Source organism: Ramlibacter sp. (assembly GCF_041916345.1).
Taxonomy (GTDB): Bacteria; Pseudomonadota; Gammaproteobacteria; order Burkholderiales; family Burkholderiaceae_C; genus Ramlibacter.
This window is the reverse complement of the sequence record NZ_JAYRZR010000002.1, coordinates 1-22,539: the sequence shown is the minus strand read 5'-3', so window position 1 is coordinate 22,539 and position 22,539 is coordinate 1. Positions and strand designations below refer to the sequence as shown.

The following is a 22,539-nucleotide window of genomic DNA, read 5'->3' as shown; positions in this document are numbered from 1 at the left end:
GTGCTAGCGTGGGAGATCCCAACCCAGGCAGGACTGCAGTTCTCCCCGCCCATGGCCCTTCGCACGCCCTCCACCGCCCCCCACGCCCCCCCCAGCCTGGCCCTGCTCGCCCTCGAATTCCGTGCCCCGTGGGAGTTCGGCGCCGTGCTGCCGGCATGGCCCGCCCTGCAGCGGGCCCCACGCGGCGACGGCCACACCGTGCTGGTGTTCCCCGGTCTCTCGGCCAGCGATGCCTCCACCCTGCCCCTGCGGCGCTACCTGGCCTCCATGGGCCACGACACCGAGGGCTGGAACCAGGGCTTCAACTTCGGCCCGCGGGCCGGTGTGCTGGAACGCGCCAAGCGCGACGTGCGACAGGCCTGCGAGGCAACCGGCCGCAAGGTCAGCCTCGTGGGCTGGAGCCTCGGCGGTGTGTATGCGCGCGAGCTGGCCAAGGAGCTGCCGGAGTGCGTGCGCTGCGTGATCACGCTGGGCACGCCGTTCTCGGGCCACCCCAAGTCGACCAACGCCTGGCGGCTGTATGAGCTGACGAGCGGGCGCGACATCGACCGCGAACATGCGCAGTTCGATCTGCCGCAGGCGCCGCCGGTGCCGACGACCAGCGTCTACTCGCGCTCGGACGGCGTGGTGGCGTGGCAGGGCAGCATCCAGCGGCACGACCACCCCGAGATCGAGAACATCGAGGTGGTGGCCAGCCATTTCGGCATCGGGCTCAACCCGAGTGCCTGGTTCGCGGTCGCTGACCGCCTGGCGCAGCCGGAGGGCGGCTGGCGCCCCTTCGACCGCTTCGGCCTGCTGGGCCTCAAGGGCCTGATCTACCCCGACCCGCACCGGGCCTGAAGGCCCGCCACGGCGTCAGCCGTGCGCCTTCTTGTAGTTGGCGATGCCTTCCAGCACTTCCTGCCGGGCGGCCTCAGGGCCTTCCCAGCCCAGCACCTTGACCCACTTGCCGGGCTCCAGGTCCTTGTAGTGCTCGAAGAAGTGCGCAATGGTCTTCAGGCGCAGCGGGTTCAGGTCCTCGGGCTTCTGCCACTGGGTGTAGATCGACAGCACCTTGTCGATGGGGACCGCCAGCACCTTGGCGTCATCGCCGGCTTCGTCCTGCATCTTCAGGATGCCGATGGGCCGGCAAGGCACGACGACGCCGGGGATCAGCGGTACCGGCGTGATCACCAGCACGTCCACCGGGTCGCCATCGCCGCTGATGGTCTTGGGCACGTAGCCGTAGTTCGTCGGGTAGTGCATCGACGTCGACATGAAGCGGTCCACGAAGATGGCCCCGGTCTCCTTGTCCACCTCGTACTTCACGGGATCCGCATTCATGGGGATCTCGATGATCACGTTGAACGAGTCGGGAACATGCTTGCCGGGGGTGACTTGATCGAGGGACATGGTTTCGTTGTAAGGGATGAAACGGGCAAATCGGGGGAAACCCTGAATTCTAGTTTCGCACCCCGCACTTTCCTGCCGCTGACGTGAATCCGTCACGTCTTTGCCCTTATAGTCCCTGCGTTGGCCAATCGTCTCCGAGCCCGGAGCGACGAGGAAGCAACGCAGCGGGGTGCCGCTAGCGTGGCGCCCCTCGACGACTCAAGCGACCTACAGGAGAAATTTCGATGACTGGCAACTCGGCGCTGATCCTGGCGCTCGTCTGCGGCTTCGCGGCCGTGGCTTATGGCTTCTGGGCCCGCAGCTGGATCCTCTCGCAGGACGCGGGCAATGCACGCATGCAGGAAATCGCGGCGGCCATCCAGGCCGGCGCGGCAGCCTATCTCGCACGACAGTACAAGACCATCGCCATCGTCGGCGTGGTGCTCGCAGTGCTGATCGGCGCCTTCCTCGACGGCCAGACGGCCGTGGGCTTCGTCATCGGCGCCGTGCTCTCCGGCGCCTGCGGCTTCATCGGCATGAACGTCTCGGTGCGCGCCAACGTGCGTACCGCGCAGGCGGCCACCAAGGGCATCGGCCCGGCGCTCGACGTCGCCTTCCGCGGCGGCGCCATCACCGGCATGCTGGTCGTGGGCCTGGGCCTGCTGGGCGTGACCGCCTTCTACTGGTTCCTGGTGGGCAACGGCAACCTCACCCCCGACAAGAGCCTGGCCAAGCTGCTCAATCCGCTGATCGGCTTCGCCTTCGGCTCCTCGCTCATCTCCATCTTCGCGCGCCTGGGCGGCGGCATCTTCACCAAGGGCGCCGACGTCGGCGCCGACCTGGTGGGCAAGGTGGAAGCCGGCATCCCCGAGGATGACCCCCGCAACCCCGCCGTGATCGCCGACAACGTGGGCGACAACGTGGGGGATTGCGCCGGCATGGCGGCCGACCTGTTCGAGACCTATGCCGTGACGCTGATTGCCACCATGGTGCTCGGCGCCCTGCTGGTGGCCGGCGCCTCGGTGCAGGCGGTGCTGTACCCGCTGGCCCTGGGCGGCGTGTCCATCGTCGCCTCCATCATCGGCTGCTTCTTCGTGAAGGCCTCGCCGGGCATGAAGAACGTGATGCCCGCCCTGTACAAGGGCCTGGCCATCGCCGGCGTGCTGTCGCTGATCGCCTTCTACGGCGTCACCGTCTGGATCATGCCGGACAACTCGATCAGCGCCACCGGCTCGCAGATCCGCCTGTTCGGCGCCTGCGCGGTGGGCCTCATCCTCACCGGCGCGCTGGTGTGGATCACGGAGTTCTACACCGGCACGCAGTACTCGCCCGTGCGCCACATCGCGCAGGCCTCCACCACCGGCCACGGCACCAACATCATCGCCGGCCTCGGTGTCTCCATGCGTTCCACCGCCTGGCCCGTGCTGTTCGTCTGCGCCGCCATCATCGTGGCGTACGCCCTGGCCGGCCTTTACGGCATTGCGGTGGCGGCCACCTCCATGCTCAGCATGGCCGGCATCGTGGTCGCGCTGGACGCCTACGGCCCCATCACCGACAACGCCGGCGGCATCGCCGAGATGTCGGAGCTGCCCTCCTCCGTGCGTGACATCACCGACCCGCTGGACGCCGTGGGCAACACCACCAAGGCCGTGACCAAGGGCTACGCCATCGGCTCCGCCGGCCTGGCCGCGCTGGTGCTGTTCGCCGACTACACCCACAAGCTGGAGACCTACGGCCAGAAGATCAGCTTCGACCTGAGCGACCCGATGGTGATCGTCGGCCTGTTCATCGGCGGCCTGATCCCCTACCTGTTCGGCGCCATGGCGATGGAGGCCGTGGGCCGCGCCGCCGGCTCGGTGGTGATCGAGGTGCGTCGCCAGTTCAGCACCATCAAGGGCATCATGGAAGGCACGGCCAAGCCCGAGTACGGCGTGGCCGTCGACATGCTGACCAAGGCCGCCATCAAGGAAATGATGATCCCGTCGCTGCTGCCCGTGGTGGTGCCGATCATCGTCGGCCTCGCGCTCGGCCCCAAGGCGCTGGGCGGCCTGCTGATGGGCACCATCGTCACCGGCCTCTTCGTCGCAATCTCCATGTGCACGGGCGGCGGCGCCTGGGACAACGCCAAGAAGTACATCGAGGACGGCAACCACGGCGGCAAGGGCTCCGAGGCGCACAAGGCAGCCGTGACCGGCGACACCGTGGGCGACCCCTACAAGGACACCGCCGGCCCCGCCGTGAACCCGCTGATCAAGATCATCAACATCGTGGCCCTGCTCATCGTGCCGCTGGTGGTGAAGTTCCACAGCTGATCGGCCCGCACGCCTGATCCCAGCCCGCTTCGGCGGGCTTTTTCGTGCGCAGCCGGCAGGGGCTTGCCGCACGGGGCACGCAAGCTAAACTGGCCCCCGCGCATGAACATCCGCCGCGCCAGCCAGGTCACCACAGTCGTGATCGTCCTGCTCTCGGCGCTGGCCCTCACCAGCCTGCTGCTGGCACGGCACGCCTGGATGGATCGGGTGCTCCTGGCCCTGCTGGGCGTGGCCGTGATCGTGCTGGCGGGCCTGGTGCTGTTCCACCAGCGGCGTGTGGTGCGCCCGCTCGCCGAGATGGATGCCAGCGTGCGCGCGATCACCGCACGCGAGCACGGCGCCACCATCGGCTTCCTGAACGATGCCACCGAGATCGGCGCGCTGGCCCGGTCGATCGAGCGCTACCGGCAGGACATGGCCGAGGCCGACCGTCATCTGTGGGTGAAGACCTGCCTCGCGGGCATTGCCGATCGCCTGCTCGGCGCCGAGCGTCCTGCCGAACTGGGCCCGCCGCTGCTGGCGGCGCTGATGCCCATGATCGGTGGCGGGCGAGGCACATTTCACCTGTTCGATGCGCAGGACGGGCGCTTCCACTTCGCCGGCGGCCACGGGCTGGACACAGGGGCCGGCGTCGCGGCCTTTTCTCCGGGTGAAGGGCTGGCCGGCCAGGCCGCCGTGCAGCGCCGCGTGATGCATCGGACCGAGCCGCCCGGCGGTGGCCCGCGCGCCCGGGCGGCCGTCCCCATCGTCGCCTCCGACGCGGTGCTGGCCGTGCTGGAGATCGCCACGGAAGCCGAGCTCTCACCCCAGCAGCGGGCCCTGCTCGACGAGCTGGCGCCCCTGGTGGCGCTGAAGCTCGACATGCTGCAGCGCAGCCAGCGCACGCAGCAACTGCTGGACCAGGTGCGCGCCAGCGAGGCGGCGCTGCGCCACATCAACTTCCTGGCCGACAGCGCGCTGGACCTCACCAAGTCGGGCTACTGGCATGTGCCGCTGGACGGGTCCGGCTGGTACAACTCGTCCGAGCGGGCAGCCCGCATCTTCGGTGACCTGCCGGCCCCGGACCATCGGTACCGCATCGACGAGTGGTCGCGCAACGTCTTCGCGGGCGACGAGGAGGCGGCCCAAGCCACCATGGCGCAGTTCAATGCGGCGGTGGCGGGCACCATTCCGGTCTACGACTCCACCTACGCCTACAAGCGGCCCGTGGACGGGCGCATCGTCTGGATCCACGCGCTCGGCCACGTGGTGAAGAACGCCGCTGGCGAGCCCACCGACATCTACGGCGTGACCCAGGACATCACCGATTTCAAGCAGCTCGAGAAGGCGTTGACCAGCGCCCGGCAAAGGGCCGAAGAGGCCACGCAGATGAAGTCGCTGTTCCTCGCGAACATGAGCCACGAGATCCGCACGCCGATGAACGCGATCATCGGCCTGTCGCATCTGGCGCTGCGCACACCGCTGAACCCGAAGCAGCGCGACTACCTGACCAAGATCCATGCGGCGGGCACCTCGCTGCTGGCGGTGATCAACGACATCCTCGACTTCTCCAAGATCGAGGCCGGCAAGCTGAGCCTGGAGACGACCGATTTCGCGCTCGACGAGGTGCTGGACAGCGTGATCACCGTCACCGGGCAGAAGGCCCATGACAAGGGCCTGGAGTTCCTGGCCCGCCTGCCCCCCTCGGTGCCGCCGGTGCTGCGCGGCGATCCGCTTCGCCTCGGGCAGGTGCTGACCAACCTGGTCAGCAATGCGGTGAAGTTCACCGATCGCGGCGAGATCCAGCTGCGGGTGGCGTTGATCACCCAGGCCGATGACCGCTGCGAGCTGCGCTTCTCGGTGCAGGACACCGGCATCGGCATGACGCAGGAGCAGGCGGATCGCCTGTTCGAGCCGTTCACCCAGGGCGACATGTCCATCACCCGCAAGCATGGCGGCACCGGCCTGGGCCTGACCATCTGCCGCCGGCTGGTGGAGCTGATGGGGGGCGAGATCGACCTCGCCAGCACGCCCGGCCAGGGCACCACCGTCACCTTCACGGCCTCCTTTGGCCTGGGCAGCGCACGGGCGACCGTCGCCCCCGTGCCGGGTGAGCTGGCACGGCTTCGCGTGCTGGTGGCCGACGACAACCCGGCCGCGCGCGAGATCCTGCAGGAGGCGCTCGCCGGCCTCGTCCGCCAGGTCAGCGTGGTGGAATCCGGTGCGCAGGCCCTGGCCGCCGTGCGCGGGATGGACGCGAGCGAACCGTATGACGTGGTCTACCTCGACTGGCGCATGCCCGGGATGGACGGGCTGGAGGCGGCCCGCCGCATCCGCGACGACGCTTCGCTGAAGAAGCCACCCGCCCTCGTGCTGGTCACGGCCTTCGGCCGCGAGGAGATCCGCGAAGAGGCGGAACAGTTGCAGCTCGATGGCTACCTGTTGAAGCCGGTCACGCGCACGATGCTGATCGACTCGCTGGTCGCGGCCGTGGGCGCCAGTGCGCCAGATGCCTCGCAGGACACGGCCGAGGCAGCCGTTGCGATGCCGCGCTTTCCCGGGCTACGCGTGCTGCTGGTCGAAGACAACGAGATCAATCAGCAGGTCGCCGCCGAGCTGCTGGAAGGCGCGGGCATCACGGTGGACATCGCCCACCACGGCGGCCAGGCCGTGCAGCGGCTGGTGGACGAGCGACGCGACTACGACCTGGTGTTGATGGATCTGCAGATGCCGGAGATGGATGGCTTCCAGGCTACCGCGCGCATCCGCGCTGAGCCGCGCCTCGCGGCGTTGCCCATCATCGCGATGACGGCCCACGCGACGCTGGAGGAGCGCCAGCGCTGCCTGGCGGCTGGCATGGTCGATCACGTGAGCAAGCCCATCGACCCGGCCTTGCTGTTCGCGGCGCTGGCACGCCACCATCAGCCGGTGATGCAGCAGCCGGCGCAGGAGCAGGCCAAGGAGCCGCCAACGCCCGAAGAGGATCGACTGTCGCGGATCCAGGGCCTGGACGTGCGCGGTGCGCTCGCACGCCTCGCCGGCAATCGCCCGCTGTACGCCAAGCTGCTGGGCCAGTTCGTGCGCCAGCCGACGACGGCCGACGAGATCGCACAGGCGCTGGACCGCGGCGACTGGCCCAGTGCCGAGCACTTGGCCCACACCGTGCGCGGCGTCGCGGCCAACCTCGGCGCGGTGCGGGTCCAGGCCGCCGCCGGCGCGCTGGAACAGGCCTTGCGGGCGCGCGCCGCGCCCGACGCGGTTGCTGAAGCGCACGCAGCCTTCCGCGACACCTGGCGCCCCTTCGTCGCCCAGGTGATCAACGCCCTGCCCCAGGAGCCCGAGATCGGTGTGCCCACCGCATCGGCCAGCATGGCCGCCCAGGGCGACACGCTCGCGCAGGCCGAGGTGATGCGCGAGATGCTGACCCTGCTGGAACGCTTCGACGCCGGCGCGACCGAGCTGCTGGAAGCCCACCGCGGCCTGTTCCAGCAGGTCCTGTCGCCGCCGCTCTTCCAGCGCTTCGCGGACCAGGTCAGCGCCTATGCGCTGGCCGATGCGCATGCCACACTGCGTGAGGCGCTCGCTGAGCCGCCCGCCCCATCAACATGAACACCCCCAGCCCGCCCAGCCGCATCCTGATCGTGGAGGACGCGCCCGCGAACATCCAGGCGCTGACGGCGATCCTGCGCGACAAGGGCTACGCGATCAGCGTGGCCACCAACGGCCAGCAGGCCCTGCAGGTGCTGGAGACCCTGCGCCCTGACCTGATCCTGCTCGACGTGGTGATGCCCGGGATGGACGGCTTCGAGACCTGCGCGCGCCTCAAGGCCGCGCCTGCATGGCGCGACATTCCGGTGATCTTTCTCACCGCCCGGGCGGATACCGGCGACATCGTGCGTGGCTTCGAGCTGGGCGCGGTGGACTACGTGGCCAAGCCCTTCCACGCCCACGAGCTGCTGGCACGCGTCGGCACGCATCTGGCGATGGACCGGCTGCGCCGCGAGAACGAGCGCCTGGTGCGCGATGAATCCGAGCTGGCGCGCCATCGCTCCGTGGCGCAGATGGTGGCCGGCGTGGCGCACGAGCTCAACACCCCGCTGGGCATCATCCACACCGCCGCCGGACTGCTCGGCAAGTGGATGCAGTCGGCGCCGATGACCGCGCTGGCCCAGACCGAGGAAGGCCGGATGATGGCGGAGGATCTGACCGACGCGACCGGCCTGATCGCGCGCAACGCGCTGCGCGCGCACAAGCTGGTGCAGGACTTCAAGAAGGTCTCCGTCAACCAGATCACCGATGTGCGTGAGCCGTGCCGACTGGCCGAGGTGGTGGCCGAGACCCTGAACCTGTTCGCCGTGACCAGCCGCCAGTCGCCGATCCAGGTGACGGTGCACAACACGATGGCCGACCCCACCGGCCCCTGGACCGGCTACGCCGGCGCCTTGTCGCAGGTGCTGCTGAACCTGCTGGCCAACGTGCAGCGGTACGCCTATGCAGAAGGCGCTGGCGGGCGCGTCGAGCTCACGCTCGCCGATGACGGCCCTGCGCCGACGGAAGGCTACCGGCTGACCGTCCGCGACTTCGGCCAGGGCATCGCGCCGGAGCACCTGCCGCGCCTCTTCGAGCCGTTCTTCACCACTGGCCGGTCCCGCGGTGGCAGCGGCCTGGGCATGACCATCGTCCACACCCTGGTCACGGCGCAGATGAAGGGCGGCGTCCACGTCGAATCGACCCCAGGCGCCGGCACGACCGTCACAATCACGCTGCCCCGCACGGTGCCGGACTGAGCCGGCACGACCCACTTTCCTTCACAGCCGCCCCCGCGAAAGGAGCCCCTGGCCATGCACTTGTCCGAATTCAACGTCATCCTGGTCGACGACGAGCCCGACGTGCTGGAGGTCTCCCGCCTGGCCATGCGCCACTTCAAGGTCTACGGCCTGCCGATCCGCCTGCACACCGCTGGCAGCAAGGCGCAGGGCATCGAGGTGCTGAACAGCCTCACGCTCGGCCGGCCGGAGATCAGCATGGCATCGGTGGCGCTGATCGACGTGGTGATGGAGACCGACCACGCCGGCCTGGAGCTGTGCGACCACATCCGCGAGGTGATGAGGAACCGCACCATGCAGCTGTACGTGCGCACGGGGCAGCCCGGCATCGCACCCGAGCGCGCGGTGCTCGACCGCTACGACATCCAGGGCTACCTGTCCAAGGTCGAGGCCACCGAGGACAAGCTCTACACCATCGTGAAGGCTGGCATCCGCCAGTCCTCTTACGTGGCGTTGTCGCATGCCCTGCAGGACCTGGTGCGCTACCTGATCCCCGCCGCCACCTCGCGCGAATCGATCACGCAGGCGCTGCGCGAATGGCAGCGCCTGGCCCGCCTGACGCTGGCCGGCGCGAAGGCGGAGGCGATCCGCTCCGCGCTGTGCTACGTGGTGGATGGCGAGTTCGTTGCCGGTGTCGGCGACTGGCAGGACGCCGGTGAAGCCCTGAAGCGCCGCGATGCGCTGATGGCGCTGCCGTCGCAGGCCTTCACCGACAGCGAGGACCGCTTCACCCTCGACGGCCTCGACCTGCTGATCCAGATCGCCCCCTCGGCGCAGAACGCCGGCGTGCACTACCTGCTGCGCGGCACCGCCACCTCGCCCGACTGGGAGGTCTTTCTCTACCACCGCTACCTGCGCTCGTTCTCGGCCCTGTGGAAGCTGGCGTGCTGACCCGTCGGCGTGTCTGCGGCGTACTGGGCGCCAGTGCCCTGGCCACGCCCTGGGCACGCGCCGCCGCTGAGCCGTTCCCCTCGCGGCCGATCACGGTGATCCTGCCGGTGCCGCCCGGCGGCTTTGGCGACGTGCTGCTGCGCGCCATGGGCGAACAGGTGGCGGCCGAACTGGGCCAGCCGCTGGTGATCCTGTCGCGGCCCGGAGGCGGCGCCATCCCGGGCACGGCCAGCCTGGCCACGCAGGGCATCGCGCCGGATGGTCACATCCTGGCCCTGATGCACAACGCCGTGATCCGCCATCCGCTGCTGCAGAAGGTCACGTGGGATCCGCTGGTGGACTTCACCTACGTCATCGGCCTCGCCAGCCTGTCGACGATGGTGGTGGTGCGCGCCGACGCACCCTGGCAGACCCTGCAGGAGCTGCTGGCCGACGCGAAGGCGCGGCCCGGCGTCATCAGCTACGGCAACGTGGGCGTGGCCAGCGCGAACCGCATCGCCGGTGAGCAGCTCGCGCGCGCCGCGGGCGGCCGGTTCAACATGGTGCCGTACAAGGGCAGCACCGAGGCCATGACGGCGCTGCTGGGTGGCCACCTCGACGTGTACGGCGACCCCAGCGTCGGCCCCGTGGCCCTCTCGGGCAAGGTCCGCGTGCTGGCCACGCTGACCGACCGGCGCATCCAGCGGCTGGGGGCGGTGCCCACCGCCAGGGAGCTGGGCTACAACGTGGCGGTCTATTCGCCCATCGGCCTCGTCGGCCCGCGCGGCATGGCCCCCGCCACGGTGGAGCGGCTGCACAAGGCGTTTCGGCAGGCGATGTCGGCGCCCGCCGTGCTGCGCATCCTGGAAGACCACGACGCCGAGCCCTACCTGCTGGACCCGGAGGGCTACCTGCGCTACGCGCGCGAACAGTTCGCCCGCGAGAAGGCGATGCTGCCCGCGCTGGGCTTCAAGCTCGACTGAGCAGGCCCGCGCCGCGGCGGGCCGTGACCATGTAGTACGCGTCGCCGGCGAGCTTGGCCGATCCCTCCTGGCGCTCGGCCGGGCGCGCGGGCGCATACGGCAAGCGCGAGGAGGCCGAGACACTCACCCGCTCGAACCCGGCCTCGCGCAGCAGGGCGGCCGGGTCGTCGGTACCGAAGAACCAGCCCGCCTCCATGCCCGCCAGCCGGCGCTGCACGGGGTCGACCATGGGCAAGGACAGGAACTGTTCGCCCACCACGTCGAGGCCGATCCAGCTGCCAGGCGCGCCGAGTGCCGCGACCTCGCGCAGGATGCGCAGCACCGCGGCACGATCCGGCAGGTAGATCAGCAGGCCTTCCACCAGGAAGGCCGCGGGCTCGCCGTCGCGGAAGCCTTGCGCGCGCAGCGCAGCGGCGAAGTCCTCACGCAGGTCGATCCGCACGGGGCGGCACTCGGCCTTCGGTTGCGCCGCCAGATCGGCCATCACCTGATCCTTCAGCGCCATCACGTCGCCGCGTTCGACCTCGTAGATCACCGTGCCGGGCGGCCACGGCAGGCGGTAGGCACGGGCATCCATGCCGGCCGCCAGGATCACGATCTGGCGCACCCCCTCCGCGACGGCGGCCGCCAGCATGTCGTCCAGGTAGCGCGTGCGCACGGCCAGGCCGCGCGTGCCGGCCATGGCAGGCAAGTCCGCCTCCACCGCTGCCGCCAGCGCACGGCCCGCGTCACCCGCCAGTGCGGCGGCGTACGGATCATCGAACAGGCGATCCGGACGCAGCGACTCCCGCTCGCGCAGTGCCGCGACCCAGCGCGAAGTGAGGCCCAGTCCGTCGATCGTCGGCTCGGTGCTCAAGCGATGGCTCCTTCTGGCTTCAACGGCCCACCACGGCACGCACCAGCGAGGCCGCCGGCGCAGCGAGCTGGGTGAGATCGCGCACACGATCCTGCTCGATAGCCTGCAAGACCAGTTCATTCACGGCGCCCACCACCATCATCGCCAGCTCCGGCTGCAGCCGCGCACGGCCCTCCCCATTGATCACCTGCAGCATGAAATCGGCCAGCTCGCCGTTCATGCGCCGGCGCACGGCCAGCCCGGTCGGGCCCAGGCCCAGGATCTCGATGAACAGCGTGCGCAGCAGCACGGGGTTCTGCGCCAGGCAGGCCAGGTAGGCCTGCATCGCCTGCTCGACCTGCCCCTGCCAGTCGCGCCCGGGGTCGATCGACTGGCGCAGCACGCGCAGCGCGTTGTGGCTGGCCGCCTCGTACAGGGCAACCAGGCAGTCCGCCTTGGTCGCGAAGTGCTCGTAGAAGGTGCGGCGTGACACAGCGGCCTCTCGCACCACATCGGCAATGGTGGTGTCCGCGTAGCCCTTGGCGGCCACGGCGCGTGCCATGCCTTCCAGCAGGCGGTGGCGGTGTTCGGTGATGGCGGTTTCTGCTTCAGCCATGGTCCGGCGTGACGGGCCCGGCGATTGTCGGTCGGTCGTGGCCCGGTACTTGACAGTACCAGCCCTTCCCACCATCATCGCGCCCGGTACCCGAACGTACCACACTACCCCATCCGGAGCCCTGAATGACCGAACTCGTCGTCCGCCGCCTGCTCGTGGACATGGAGGCGCCCATTGCGCGCCACTGGTGCGCTGGCGACCCGTTCCGCACGGCGCTGTTCAACGCCTTGTCGATGAGCTTCCCGATCGGCGAGCAGTTCTTCATCGACTCGGTGCGCAACGGCTTCAAGGCCCTGCCCCCCGAGCAGCAGGCGAAGTTCGAGGCCGAGGTGAAGGGCTTCATCGGTCAGGAGGCCACGCACCGCCGCCTGCACGGGCTGTACAACGCCCACCTGGAAAAGCTCGGCCTGGTCAACGACTGGGAGCCGCGTGCACGCAAGCGCCTGAAGCTCATGGAAGGCGCGGACGTGCGTCATTGGCTCGGCATCACCGCTGCCAACGAGCACTTCACCGCCATCTTCGCGGACTGGATGCTGACCAACGCCGATCTGCTGGGCGACCAGGATGCGCGGCTGAAGACGCTGTGGCTCTGGCACAGCGCGGAGGAATCGGAGCACAAGTCCACCGCGTTCGACCTGTACCAGGCCCTGGGCGGCAGCCACGAGTGGCGCGTGAAGTGGATGCGCCGCATCACCACCGTCTTCCTCATCGACACGCTACGCCAGACGCTGAACAACCTCCATCGTGACGGCACCCTTTGGCGCTGGCGCACATGGACCAGCGGCGCGAGCTACCTGTTCGGCCGCCGCGGCCTGATCCGCCAGACCTGGCAACCCTGGCGCGAGTACTTCCGCCGCGACTTCCACCCTTCACAGCAGGACTCGCGCGCGTCCCGCGACTGGCTGGCCGGCAATCGCGACCGTTACGTGCCGGTCGGGGCGTAGAACACGGCGCCCTGGGCTACAACCAGCCGAACACCATCTCCCGCACATCCACCCGGAACGGGCGGTCGAAGCCTTCGCAGCGCGCGTTGTCGTCGTTGCACAGCACCGCGATCAGAAAGCCCGTGCCCGAGGCCGGCGCAAAGTCGGCCGGGGCCGCATAGCTCTTCCAGCCGGTGCTCTCCCCACTGCCCGTGACGGTCACGCGCCAGCGCACCTGCTGCGCCTGCGCCTCCATCTCCAACAGGTAATCCACGCCATCGCGCAGCGCCACCTGCGGCCCTTCGGCCGGGCCGATGGCATTGCCACCGGGCCGCCGGAACCGCTCACCCAGCACGCCACCCCACCAGCGGTGGAAGATCACGCCGATGGCGTCGTACGCCTCCTCGCCCGCGCGGTTGGCGGTGGGATAGAAAGCCCGCAGGCCGAACGCCAGGTGATCGCCCGCGGCGCCTTCGAAGAAGCCCTCGGTGCGCACACGCACGCTCAGCGTCTGCACCCGACCCGTGCCTGCCGGCGTGCAGTTCTGCGCCAGCAGCGGGCCGTGGGACAGCACCCCCTCAGGGTTCTTCGCCGTCTCCAGCGGCGCCGCGGCCACCATCAGGGCCAGCGGCTGCGCCCCACGCGCGACATAGCGCCGCGTCTGCCAGCGGCCATCCACCTGCTCGCGGACCACGCTCAGGGCAGTGGGCACGTCGTTGCATTGCTCGAATTCGTGAGGGCCGCTGGCGGCCGTGGGCGGCAAGTCAGGCTGGGCAGGCTCCGAGGGTCCGCCACCGCCGCCACCGCAGGCGGACAGGGCCGCCACCAGGCCAGCAGTCATGATGAGGCGGCCGAGTCGAGCGGCGATCGGGGGTGCTGGAGGGCAATGGGAAGGCGGGGCATGCATGGGCCGAGGGGAGGTGCGGGGTGGGGGACATCATGCCTGCGAGGGAACGGCGGGCGAAGGGCAGGATCAGCAGAAGGTTGGGTGTGCACGGACGAGTGAACGTGGCGTCTAGGCCAGGGGGCCCGACTTGGTGCGCATATCAGCACCCTCATCTCACCTGCAAAGAGACCTTCGCCGCTGTACTTGTCCTCCCGTCACTGACTGTGTAAGAGAAGGTGTCCGTCCCGGTGTACCCTCGATTCGGCTTGTACGTGTACGTCCCGTCCGCGTTCTTCGTCAACGTACCCTTTGCAGGGTTGCTCACCATCAGCGTCAGCACATCACCTTCCGCATCTGCGATCAGCGCCCGCAGGTCGATGCGGATGCTGCTGTCGCGATCGACCTCGTAGGACGCGTTGCGCGCCGTCGGTGCCGTGTTGGCCTCCGCCACGGTCAGCGTGAAGGTCTGGTCGGCCACGCCGCCCTTGCCGTCGGTCACTGACACCGTGAACGTGTGGTTGCCTGCCACTGGCTTGGCCCAGGTGACCTGGCCGGTCGCCGCATTGATGGCCACGCCGCTCGGCGCCTGCTTGATCGAGTACGTCACGGTGTCACCATCCACATCGACAGCGCTTGCGTCGTAGACGAAGGCCTTCTGAGTAGTCGAGCGCAGCCCGGTGGCCGTGATCACCGCATCGTCGTAGTCACGGTCACCGCCGCCAGTGAGATCTTCCCACCGGATGGCCAGCGTCGGGCGGCCGGCCGAGTCCACGCTCCAGTCGGCCTTGATGTGGTCGAAGTCGCCATCGGGATTGGCCTGCGCCAGCGAGAAGAACGCCACCGGCTCCTTGCTGGTCTGGTTGTTCGGGTTCTTGTGGCGCCACTTGGATGTGGTGCCGTCCTGGATCAGGTAAGTACCGACGAACTGGCCGCCCGTGAGCGTCACGGTCTTGACCGCGCCCTCGTCGGCGCCGCTAGCGAAGATCACGATGGCGCGGTTTGACGCTAGCGCGGCCTTGGCATAGCCGGCGTCGTTGGGCATGAGGTTGCCGATGCGGCCATCTGCGTCATCGACGCGGAACAGGCCGATCTCGTTGTCATACGAAGCTTCGCGCGAGGTGAAGTCGAACGTCAGCGTGGTCGTGCTGCCGGCTGGGCCGGCCACCTTGAAGACGCGCCCGCTGTCCGGGCCGGTGATGTTCGACATCTCGAAGCGCGTCGGCGGCGTGCTGGTCCACGTCGGCGGATCATTGACGGCCTTGACGTTGAAGCTCACGGTGGCGACGTTTGACTCCAGCGTGCCGTCGCTCACCTTGTAAGTGAAGCTGTCGGTGCCGTTGTAGTTGGCGATCGGTGTGTACTTCGCCGTCACGGTACCGTCCGCATGGGTCGTCAGCTGCACCGTGCCGTGCAGCGGAGCGTTCACGACCAAGTAGTGCAGTTGCGCTGCGGGCGTGTCTAAGTCGCTGGCCGGCAACGTGAAGCTGACAGCGGAATCTTCGTTCAGCTCCGCGTTGAACGCGCCGGCCACCGGGGCGTCGTTGATTGCCGTCACGTCGATGCTCATCGTGACTGTATCCGAGTCCAGGCTGCCGTCGTTCACCTTGTAGGTGAAGCTGTCCGGGCCGCTGTAGTTAGCGTTCGGCTTGTAGCTGAAGGTGCCGTCCACGTGAACCGTCAGCACGCCTTGGGCCGGACCCGTGACGACCGTGGCCGTCAGTGTGGCGCTGTCGACATCTGCCGCGCTTGCCAGCAGGTTTCCGGTCAGCACGCCGTCTTCGGCGACCGTCAGCGTCTGGCTGCTCAATGAGGGCGAATCGTTGACCGCGGTCACGCCGATCGTGACCGTGGCAACGTTCGACACCAATGCACCATCGGTGACGGAATACGTGAAGCTGTCTGGGCCGCTGTAGTCGGCAGCCGGCTTGTAGCTGAAGCTGCCATCGGCGTTGACGATCAACGTCCCGTGGGCGGGGCCGTCGACGACTGTCGCCGTCAGCGTAGCGCTGTCGATGTCGCTGGCACCAGCCAGCAGGTTGCCGGTCAGCTCGCCATCTTCAGCAACCGTCAGCGCTTGGCCCGCCAGGGTCGGCGCGTCATTCACCGCAGCGACACCGATCGTCACCGTGGCCACATCCGAGACCAGGTCACCGTCGGTCACGGTGTACGTGAAGCTGTCAGGACCGTTGTAGTCCGCAGCCGGTCGATAGGTGAATGTACCGTCCGCATGCAGCGTCACCGCGCCATGCATCGGGCCGGAGACGATGCTGCCCGACAGCGCCGTGCTGTCGATGTCCCCGGCAACCGCGAGCAGGCTGCCGGTGAGCACCCCGTCTTCTGCAACGGCAAGCGACAGGTCGCCCGCCGTGGGCGCATCGTTGACTGGCGTCACGACGATGGTGACCGTGGCGACGACGGACACCAGTTCGCCGTCCGTCACCGTGTAGGTCAAGGAGTCGGTGCCGTTGTAGTTGGCGTGGGGCCTGTAGCTGAAGGTGCCGTCGGCGTTGACCGTCAACGCGCCGTGGGCCGGCCCGTCGACGATCGTCGCCGTGAGAGGGGCGCTGTCGATGTCGGCCGCGCCGGCCAGCAGGTTGCCCGTCAGTTCACCATCTTCGGCAACCGTCAGCGCTTGGCCCGACAGGGTCGGCGCGTCGTTCACGGCCGTAACGCCGATCGTGACCGTCGCGAGGTTCGAGACGAGACCGCCATCGGTCACCGCATAGGTGAAGCTGTCCGGGCCGTTGTAGTTGGCGTCGGGCTGGTAGGTGAACGTACCGTCTGCGTGCAGAGTCACCGCGCCATGGGCAGGGCCGGAGACGATGCTGCCAGTGAGCGCCACGCTGTCGATGTCGGCGGCGGCAGCCAGCAGGCTGCCGGAAAGCACGCCGTCCTCAGCGACCGTCATCGACTGATCTCCCGCGGTCGGCGCGTCGTTGACTGGCGTCACGGCGATCGTGACAGTCGCCAGGCTGGACACCAAGTCGCCATCCGTCACCGTGTAGGTGAAGCTGTCAGTGCCGCTGTAGTTGGCGGTCGGCTTGTAGCTGGAGGTGCCGTCCGAATTGACAGTCAGCACACCGTGGGCCGGGCCGTTGACGATCGACGCGGTCAGCGCGGAACTGTCGATGTCGGTCGCCGTCGCGAGCAAGTTCCCCGTCAGCTCGCCGTCCTCGGCCACGACGAGCGATTGACCCGCCAGCGTGGGGGCGTCGTTCACGGCCGTGACACCGATGGTGACGGTCGCAACGTTCGACACCAACTCGCCGTCGGTGACGGTGTAGGTGAAACTGTCCGGACCGTTGTAGTCAGCGGTGGGCCGGTACGTGAAGGTTCCGTCCGAATGCAGCATCACGGTTCCGCGCGTCGGACCGGAGACGATGCTGCCGGTCAGCGCACTGCTGTCGATGTCCGCGGCAGCGGCGAGCAGGTTGCCGGCAAGAACCCCGTCTTCTGCAACAGACATCGACTGGTCACCCGTCGTGGGAGCATCGTTGACTGGAGTCACGGTGATGGTCACGGTGGCTACGCCGGACGACAGATCGCCGTCCGTCACCGTATAGGTGAAGCTGTCCGGGCCGTTGTAATTCGCGTGCGGCTTGTAGCTGAACGTGCCGTCTGCGCTGACCGTCACCTTGCCGTGGGTCGGACCGTCGATGACGGCCGCCGTAAGCACGACGCTGTCGATGTCGGCAGCGCTCGCCAACAGGCTACCTGCGAGGTCGCCGTCCTCGGCAACCGTGTGCGACTGGTCTGCCAGCGTCGGGGCGTCGTTCACCGCCGAGACACCGATCGTGACCGTCGCGACGTTCGACACCAGTTCACCGTCTGTGACGGTGTAACTGAAGCTGTCGGTGCCGTTGTAGTCCGCATGCGGCTTGTAGCTGAAGGTGCCGTCGGCGTTCAGCGTCAGCGTGCCGTGGAACGGGCCGTCGACGATCGTCGCCGTCAGGGCGGCGCTGTCGATATCAGCCGCACTCGTCAGCAGGTTGCCGGTCAACTCGCCATCCTCGGCAAGGACGAGCGATTGGCCGGCCAGCGCGGGAGCGTCGTTGGCGGCAGTGACGCCGATCGTGACGGTCGCTACGTTGGACACCAGCTCGCCGTCGGTCACTGTGTAGCTAAAGCTATCAGCGCCGTTGTAGTTGGCGTCCGGCTTGTAGCCGAAGGTGCCGTCGGCGTTCAGGGCCAGCGTACCGTGAGCCGGGCCTGTGACGATGGTCGCCGTGAGCGTGGCGCTGTCCATGTCGCTCGCGCTCGCCAGCAGGTTGCCCGCGAGGTCGCCGTCTTCAGCGACCGTCAGCGTCTGCCCCGCAAGGGTCGGCGCGTCGTTCACGGCGCTGACGTAGATCGCGATGGTCGCCACGTTCGAGACCAGGTCGCCATCCGTCACCGTATAGGTGAAAGTGTCGGTGCCGTTGAAGTTGGCGTGCGGCTGGTAGCTGAAGGTGCCGTCGGCACTAACGGTCACCGTGCCGTGGCTCGGGCCTGTGACGATGGTCGCCGTGAGCGTGGCGCTGTCGATGTCGCTCGCGCTCGCCAGCAGGTTGCCCGCGAGGTCACCGTCTTCAGCGACCGTCAACGTCTGCCCCGCAAGGGTCGGCGCGTCGTTCACGGCGCTGACGTCGATCGCGATGGTCGCCACGTTCGAGACCAGGTCGCCATCCGTCACCGTATAGGTGAAAGTGTCGGTGCCGTTGAAGTTGGCGTGCGGCTGGTAGCTGAAGGTGCCGTCGGCACTAACGGTCCCCGTGCCGTGGCTCGGGCCGGTCACGATGGTGGCGGCCAGCGTGGCGCACTCGATGTCGGCCGCCGTCGCCAGCAGGTTGCCCGCCAGCTCCACATCTTCGGCGACCGTATGGGTTTGGCCCCCCAAGGTCGGCGCGTCGTTCACCGGCGTCACAGTCATGGTGACGGTCGCCACTTCGGACATCAGTTCACCGTCGGTCACCACGTAGGTGAAGCTGTCGGGACCGAAGTAGTCCGGGTCGGCGACATACGTGAACGTGCCGTCTGCGTGCACGGTCAGCGTGCCGTGCGCCGGATCGTCGACGACCAGCGGCGTGAGGCTGGTGCTGTCGATGTCATCGGCGGTTGCGAGCAGATCGCCCGCGTACGAGCCGTCTTCGGCAACTGCGAACGACTGGTCGTCCAGCGTCGGCATGTCGTTGACAGGCGTCACCCAGATGCTGACGGTGGCGACGTTTGACAGCAGCGAACCGTCGTTCACCGTGTAGGTGAAGCTGTCGGGGCCGTTGTAGTCGGCATTGGCACGGTAGCCGTAAGTCCCATCGGCGTTCGCGATGAGCGTGCCGTGCAGCGGTTCGTCCACGATCAGCACGGCCAGGGCGGTGCTGTCGATGTCGGCCGCGCTGGCGAGCAAGTCGATATCCAACGCACCGTCTTCCGGCACGGCCTGGGCTTGATTGGCGAGCACAGGTGCGTCGTTGACGGGCGTCACATCGATGCTCACCGTGGCAACGCCGCTCTCAAGTTCGCCATCCCCCGCGCGGTAGGTGAAGCTGTCGGCGCCGAAGTAATCCGCCTCAGGGCGGTAGCTGAACGTGCCGTCGGCGTTGAGCGTCAGCGTGCCGTGCGCGGGCCCGCTCACGATGCTCACCGCGAGGGTCGTGCTGTCGACGTCGGCGGCGGTGGCGAGCAGGTCCATCGCCACAGCGCCATCCTCGGCCATCGTGTGCGACTGGCCGGTGAGCGTCGGCGCGTCGTTCACGGGGGTGACCGTGACGTGGATCGTCGCGGGTTGCGACACCAACTCGCCGTCTGACACCGTATAGGTGAAGCTGTCCGCGCCGCTGTAGTTGGCGTCGGGCTGGTAGGTGAAGGTGCCGTCGGCGTTGAGCGTCACCGTGCCGTGCAGCGGGCCGTTGACGATGGCGGGCGTGAGCGCATCACCGTCGATGTCATTGGCGGCCTCCAGCGGATTCACCAGCGCCGAGCCGTCTTCGGCCAGAGTGATGGACAGGTCGCCCAGGGTCGGCGTGTCGTTGACGGCCGTCACCTGCACATCTACCCGCGCGCTCACGCTCGTCTGGCCGTCGCTGATGGTGTAGGTGAAGCTGTCCGTGCCGTAGTAGTTGGCGTCGGGGGTGTAGAGCACCACGCCGCCATCCAGCAGCTGCACCGTGCCGTGTTGCGGCCCGTCGGAGCCTTCCAGCGACAGCGTCAACGCATCGCCATCCACGTCGGTGGCCTGCGCGAGCAGGCTGAGCGACAGGGGCGTGTCTTCGGCCGTCGACGCTCCCACCGGCGAAACCATGGGCGCGTCGTTCACGGAGGTCACCTGGATGTGGACCGTCGCCGTTTTGGAGACGTCCACGCCAGCCACGCCGCCAGCGGCCGGGCCTACGTTGTACGTGAAGCTGTCGGGGCCGTGGTAGTTGGGGTTGGGGGTGTAGGTGAAGGTACCGTCGGTGTTGACCGAGACGATGCCGTGGGCCGGGCCGCTCACGATGGCAGGGACGTTGCCTGGCTGAGTGGCGTCGATGTCATTGCCAAGTGCATCGATGACCAGCGGCGTGTCTTCGGCCGTGGTCACCGTGTCGTCCACGGTTTGCGGTGCACTGCCTGTGCGGATGTCGCGGATGGTGACCTGGCTGTCGGCGGCGCCGAAGCCGATGAGGTCGAAGCTCAGAAGCACAGCGCGGCCAGCGTTCGCGCCTGCGTTCAGGGTACGCAGGTCGATGCTGTACGTGACGCTGCCGTCGGCGTTCGTGACGCTGGTGATGCCGGTGCTGCGGCGTTCGACCAACTGGCCGTCTGGGCCACGCTGGATGTTGAGGGCGGCGTCGCCGAGGGGCAGGCCGATGCCTGCGTTGCCGCTCCCATCGGTGAGCAGCGAGTCGTAGGAGGTGGGGTCCAGCAGGGCGACCTCGAAAGCGTCGGCTGGGCCGGTGGAACCACTATCCAGGTCAAGGCGATCAGTTGTGAAGGTGAGGTAGCGGTCGTTCGCTCCGAGGTGGAAGGCTTGCGCTAGGCTGGTGTGGCTCGTTGCGCTTTCACTCAAAGTGACAGGTCCGCCCGCATCGACGACAGATCGACCGCTACCCGCTGTCAGTTGCCAGCCGGCAAGCTCGTACGCTTGCGCAACCGTCACTGGGCCTGCTTGCGTACTAGGTCCAGTCACAGAGACGGCCACCTCGTCGGGCGGTCGCACAAAGACGATGCTCGGACCCACGTAGTACGGCATACCGCTAGCCTCAAGAGCTGCGATGTCGACCGCATCGGGGAGCCGACGCTGACCAGGGGCAAGATACCTGCTCATGACATTGTCTGAGAAGGCAGTGCTGGGCATGCCGAGCACGTGGCCCAGTTCATGAATCAGCACTGTAAGTAGATCGAGCTTGCCTGCCGCAGGCCCGCCCACAGGGGCGTCGTAGTCGCCGAGGGCGTTCTGCGTGGTCGGATCTGCCGACACCGGCATGAACTCGCTATTGTCTGCAGGCGTTGCATCCACATACCAGCCCCAGCCTGCACCACGGGCGTCGAGCGTGATCAGATGATCGCCATCAGCGCGCGCGGCCCACCCCGCGGGCAGGTCGGCTACCGCAAAGCGAGCCTTGTTCAACTGCGACAAAGAGGCACCTTGGTCCAGCCAATACTGGCGCGCCTGCTGCAGCTGAAGGTAGACATGGTCGAGTTCGAGTTCACCGACGCTGAGTCCAGCGCCCTCTTCAAGCACCTCCTGCGGTTGCGGTGTATAGGCAGACAACGGTGCGTCTCTCACTAGAAACCGGCCCGCCTGAATCATCTGGGCGATGAGATTGTTTAGTGCGGCTTCAGCTGGGGTCGGCGTTCTGTTGTCAACGAAGCCATATCCCTTTCTCCCGGCAACGATATCATCCAAGAAACTCTGCGCTCTGATCAGCTCCGCCGATGCCTTTCCATCCAAGCGGGGATTGAACTGGTAGAGCATTCTTTCGGCAGCGGCAGGATTCTGCTGAAATCGCAAGGCGGTTCTATACATCGAATCAAGAACGCCAAGCTCGTCGTCGTTCTTGAAGAGAAGCAACTTATTGTCGACAAAGGTGAAGTCGTCCAATCTGCCTTCGACCGCCAGATAACGCAGCTCCTGTTCGGGATAGCGGGCATCGCGGTACACAACAGCGTACTCATAGTTCACGGGGAGGGTCTCGCCCTTGGAGTTCTGAGTCCGCTTGTAGAGACGGGACGGCACCTTGTCCTCAAACTTCGCGCTTCGGGGTTGCGGCTCGCCACGCCACAAATATTGGCTTTCGAACTGACTGCGGATGATGAAAATCGAATCGCTTGGAATCGAGGCAGCGTTCTTGCGCAGGTAGGCCAAAAGTTCAGCCCGGGTATGAAAAACGGTAGGGTTGACCCGCGCGGTCAAACCAGTACCGCCTTGCAAGTTGATCTGCAAGTTCTTGTTGTGCACCCAGGTCCCACGCTCGCCCACGTAGTAGGTGTGGAAATCCTCCACCTCGATGTTGTACACCGTGGCTCGGTAGAGGTGCTCTTTACCGGGTTTTTTGCCTTTCAGCCCGCGGTCCTCGCCCCACCACGCGGCTTTTGAATATTGAGGCTGCTCTTCGTCCATGACATACCTGTTACGCGAAACGTCGTACAAGGTACCAGGGTGATAGAGGCTTTCACCTTTGTTCGACTGCGGCACCCAGACGATGCTCGTATCAGTGGTTGCATAGATAGGCGTCCATCCACTCACCTCTGCCCGCACTCCATCAAGAATCTCCACAAATCTTGGCGTAGCTCTCCCAACTTTGAGCTCGCCAGCTTCTTTCCAGCCCCTGCCTACGATCCAAACGGGGTGAGTTGGCGTTACTATTGAGTCGGCATCAATGAAGTTGAATCAAGCCGCATAGCGAACAGGCTCATGCTCGAAGTAGCTCTTGATCCGCTCGGGCTGGCGCTGGACGCTGCGCAGGTGCCCGGCTGTGGC

12 protein-coding genes are annotated in these 22,539 nt (G+C 67.4%); 7 read left to right on the top strand and 5 right to left on the bottom strand.

The genetic code is table 11. The annotated features are described in order from the left end of the window. The first annotated feature begins 51 nt into the window (after positions 1–51). Positions 52–840, top strand: a complete 789-nt coding sequence (locus ACE3T5_RS00670) for an esterase/lipase family protein (RefSeq protein WP_374663361.1) — start codon at positions 52–54, stop codon at positions 838–840. 15 nt (positions 841–855) lie between these two features. On the opposite strand, the gene ppa is transcribed toward ACE3T5_RS00670, so the two are convergent. After that, the gene (gene ppa, locus ACE3T5_RS00665; protein WP_374663359.1) at positions 856–1,392 is read right to left on the bottom strand and encodes an inorganic diphosphatase; all 537 of its coding nucleotides are present in this window, start codon (positions 1,390–1,392) and stop codon (positions 856–858) included. A 224-nt stretch (positions 1,393–1,616) separates the two neighbouring features. Between ppa and ACE3T5_RS00660 the strand changes: the two genes are divergently transcribed. The 5 genes from ACE3T5_RS00660 (at position 1,617) to ACE3T5_RS00640 (ending at position 10,341) form a co-directional block, all read left to right on the top strand. Then, positions 1,617–3,683, top strand: coding sequence for a sodium-translocating pyrophosphatase (locus tag ACE3T5_RS00660; protein ID WP_374663357.1), 2,067 nt, complete (start codon positions 1,617–1,619; stop codon positions 3,681–3,683). Between the two features lie 102 nt (positions 3,684–3,785). Beyond that, positions 3,786–7,271 carry a response regulator gene (locus ACE3T5_RS00655; protein ID WP_374663355.1) on the top strand — a complete coding sequence of 1,162 codons (3,486 nt, stop codon included), beginning with the start codon at positions 3,786–3,788 and terminating at the stop codon, positions 7,269–7,271. Continuing rightward, positions 7,268–8,449, top strand: coding sequence for a response regulator (locus ACE3T5_RS00650; RefSeq protein ID WP_374663353.1), 1,182 nt, complete (start codon positions 7,268–7,270; stop codon positions 8,447–8,449). Before ACE3T5_RS00655 ends, ACE3T5_RS00650 begins: the two co-directional genes overlap by 4 nt. Positions 8,450–8,503: 54 nt before the next feature. Continuing rightward, a complete protein-coding gene (locus tag ACE3T5_RS00645) occupies positions 8,504–9,379 on the top strand; it encodes a hypothetical protein (RefSeq protein WP_374663351.1) in 876 nt (291 codons plus the stop codon). Next, positions 9,373–10,341, top strand: a complete 969-nt coding sequence (locus ACE3T5_RS00640; RefSeq protein ID WP_374663349.1) for a Bug family tripartite tricarboxylate transporter substrate binding protein — start codon at positions 9,373–9,375, stop codon at positions 10,339–10,341. The genes ACE3T5_RS00645 and ACE3T5_RS00640 overlap by 7 nt, the downstream gene beginning before the upstream one ends. Here ACE3T5_RS00640 and ACE3T5_RS00635 read toward each other — a convergent pair. Continuing rightward, complete coding sequence (locus ACE3T5_RS00635; RefSeq protein ID WP_374663347.1) at positions 10,328–11,197, bottom strand: SAM-dependent methyltransferase; 870 nt, start codon at positions 11,195–11,197, stop codon at positions 10,328–10,330. The two genes, ACE3T5_RS00640 and ACE3T5_RS00635, sit on opposite strands and share 14 nt — an antisense overlap. Positions 11,198–11,216: 19 nt before the next feature. Further along, the gene (locus ACE3T5_RS00630; protein ID WP_374663345.1) at positions 11,217–11,792 is read right to left on the bottom strand and encodes a TetR/AcrR family transcriptional regulator; all 576 of its coding nucleotides are present in this window, start codon (positions 11,790–11,792) and stop codon (positions 11,217–11,219) included. A gap of 125 nt (positions 11,793–11,917) precedes the next feature. Between ACE3T5_RS00630 and ACE3T5_RS00625 the strand changes: the two genes are divergently transcribed. Next, positions 11,918–12,736, top strand: a complete 819-nt coding sequence (locus ACE3T5_RS00625) for a metal-dependent hydrolase (RefSeq protein WP_374663343.1) — start codon at positions 11,918–11,920, stop codon at positions 12,734–12,736. 16 nt (positions 12,737–12,752) lie between these two features. On the opposite strand, the gene ACE3T5_RS00620 is transcribed toward ACE3T5_RS00625, so the two are convergent. Together ACE3T5_RS00620 and ACE3T5_RS00615 are read right to left on the bottom strand one after the other, a co-directional pair. After that, positions 12,753–13,556 carry a hypothetical protein gene (locus ACE3T5_RS00620; protein WP_374663341.1) on the bottom strand — a complete coding sequence of 268 codons (804 nt, stop codon included), beginning with the start codon at positions 13,554–13,556 and terminating at the stop codon, positions 12,753–12,755. 214 nt (positions 13,557–13,770) lie between these two features. Then, positions 13,771–22,179, bottom strand: a complete 8,409-nt coding sequence (locus ACE3T5_RS00615) for a tandem-95 repeat protein (RefSeq protein ID WP_374663339.1) — start codon at positions 22,177–22,179, stop codon at positions 13,771–13,773. Positions 22,180–22,539 lie beyond the last annotated feature (360 nt).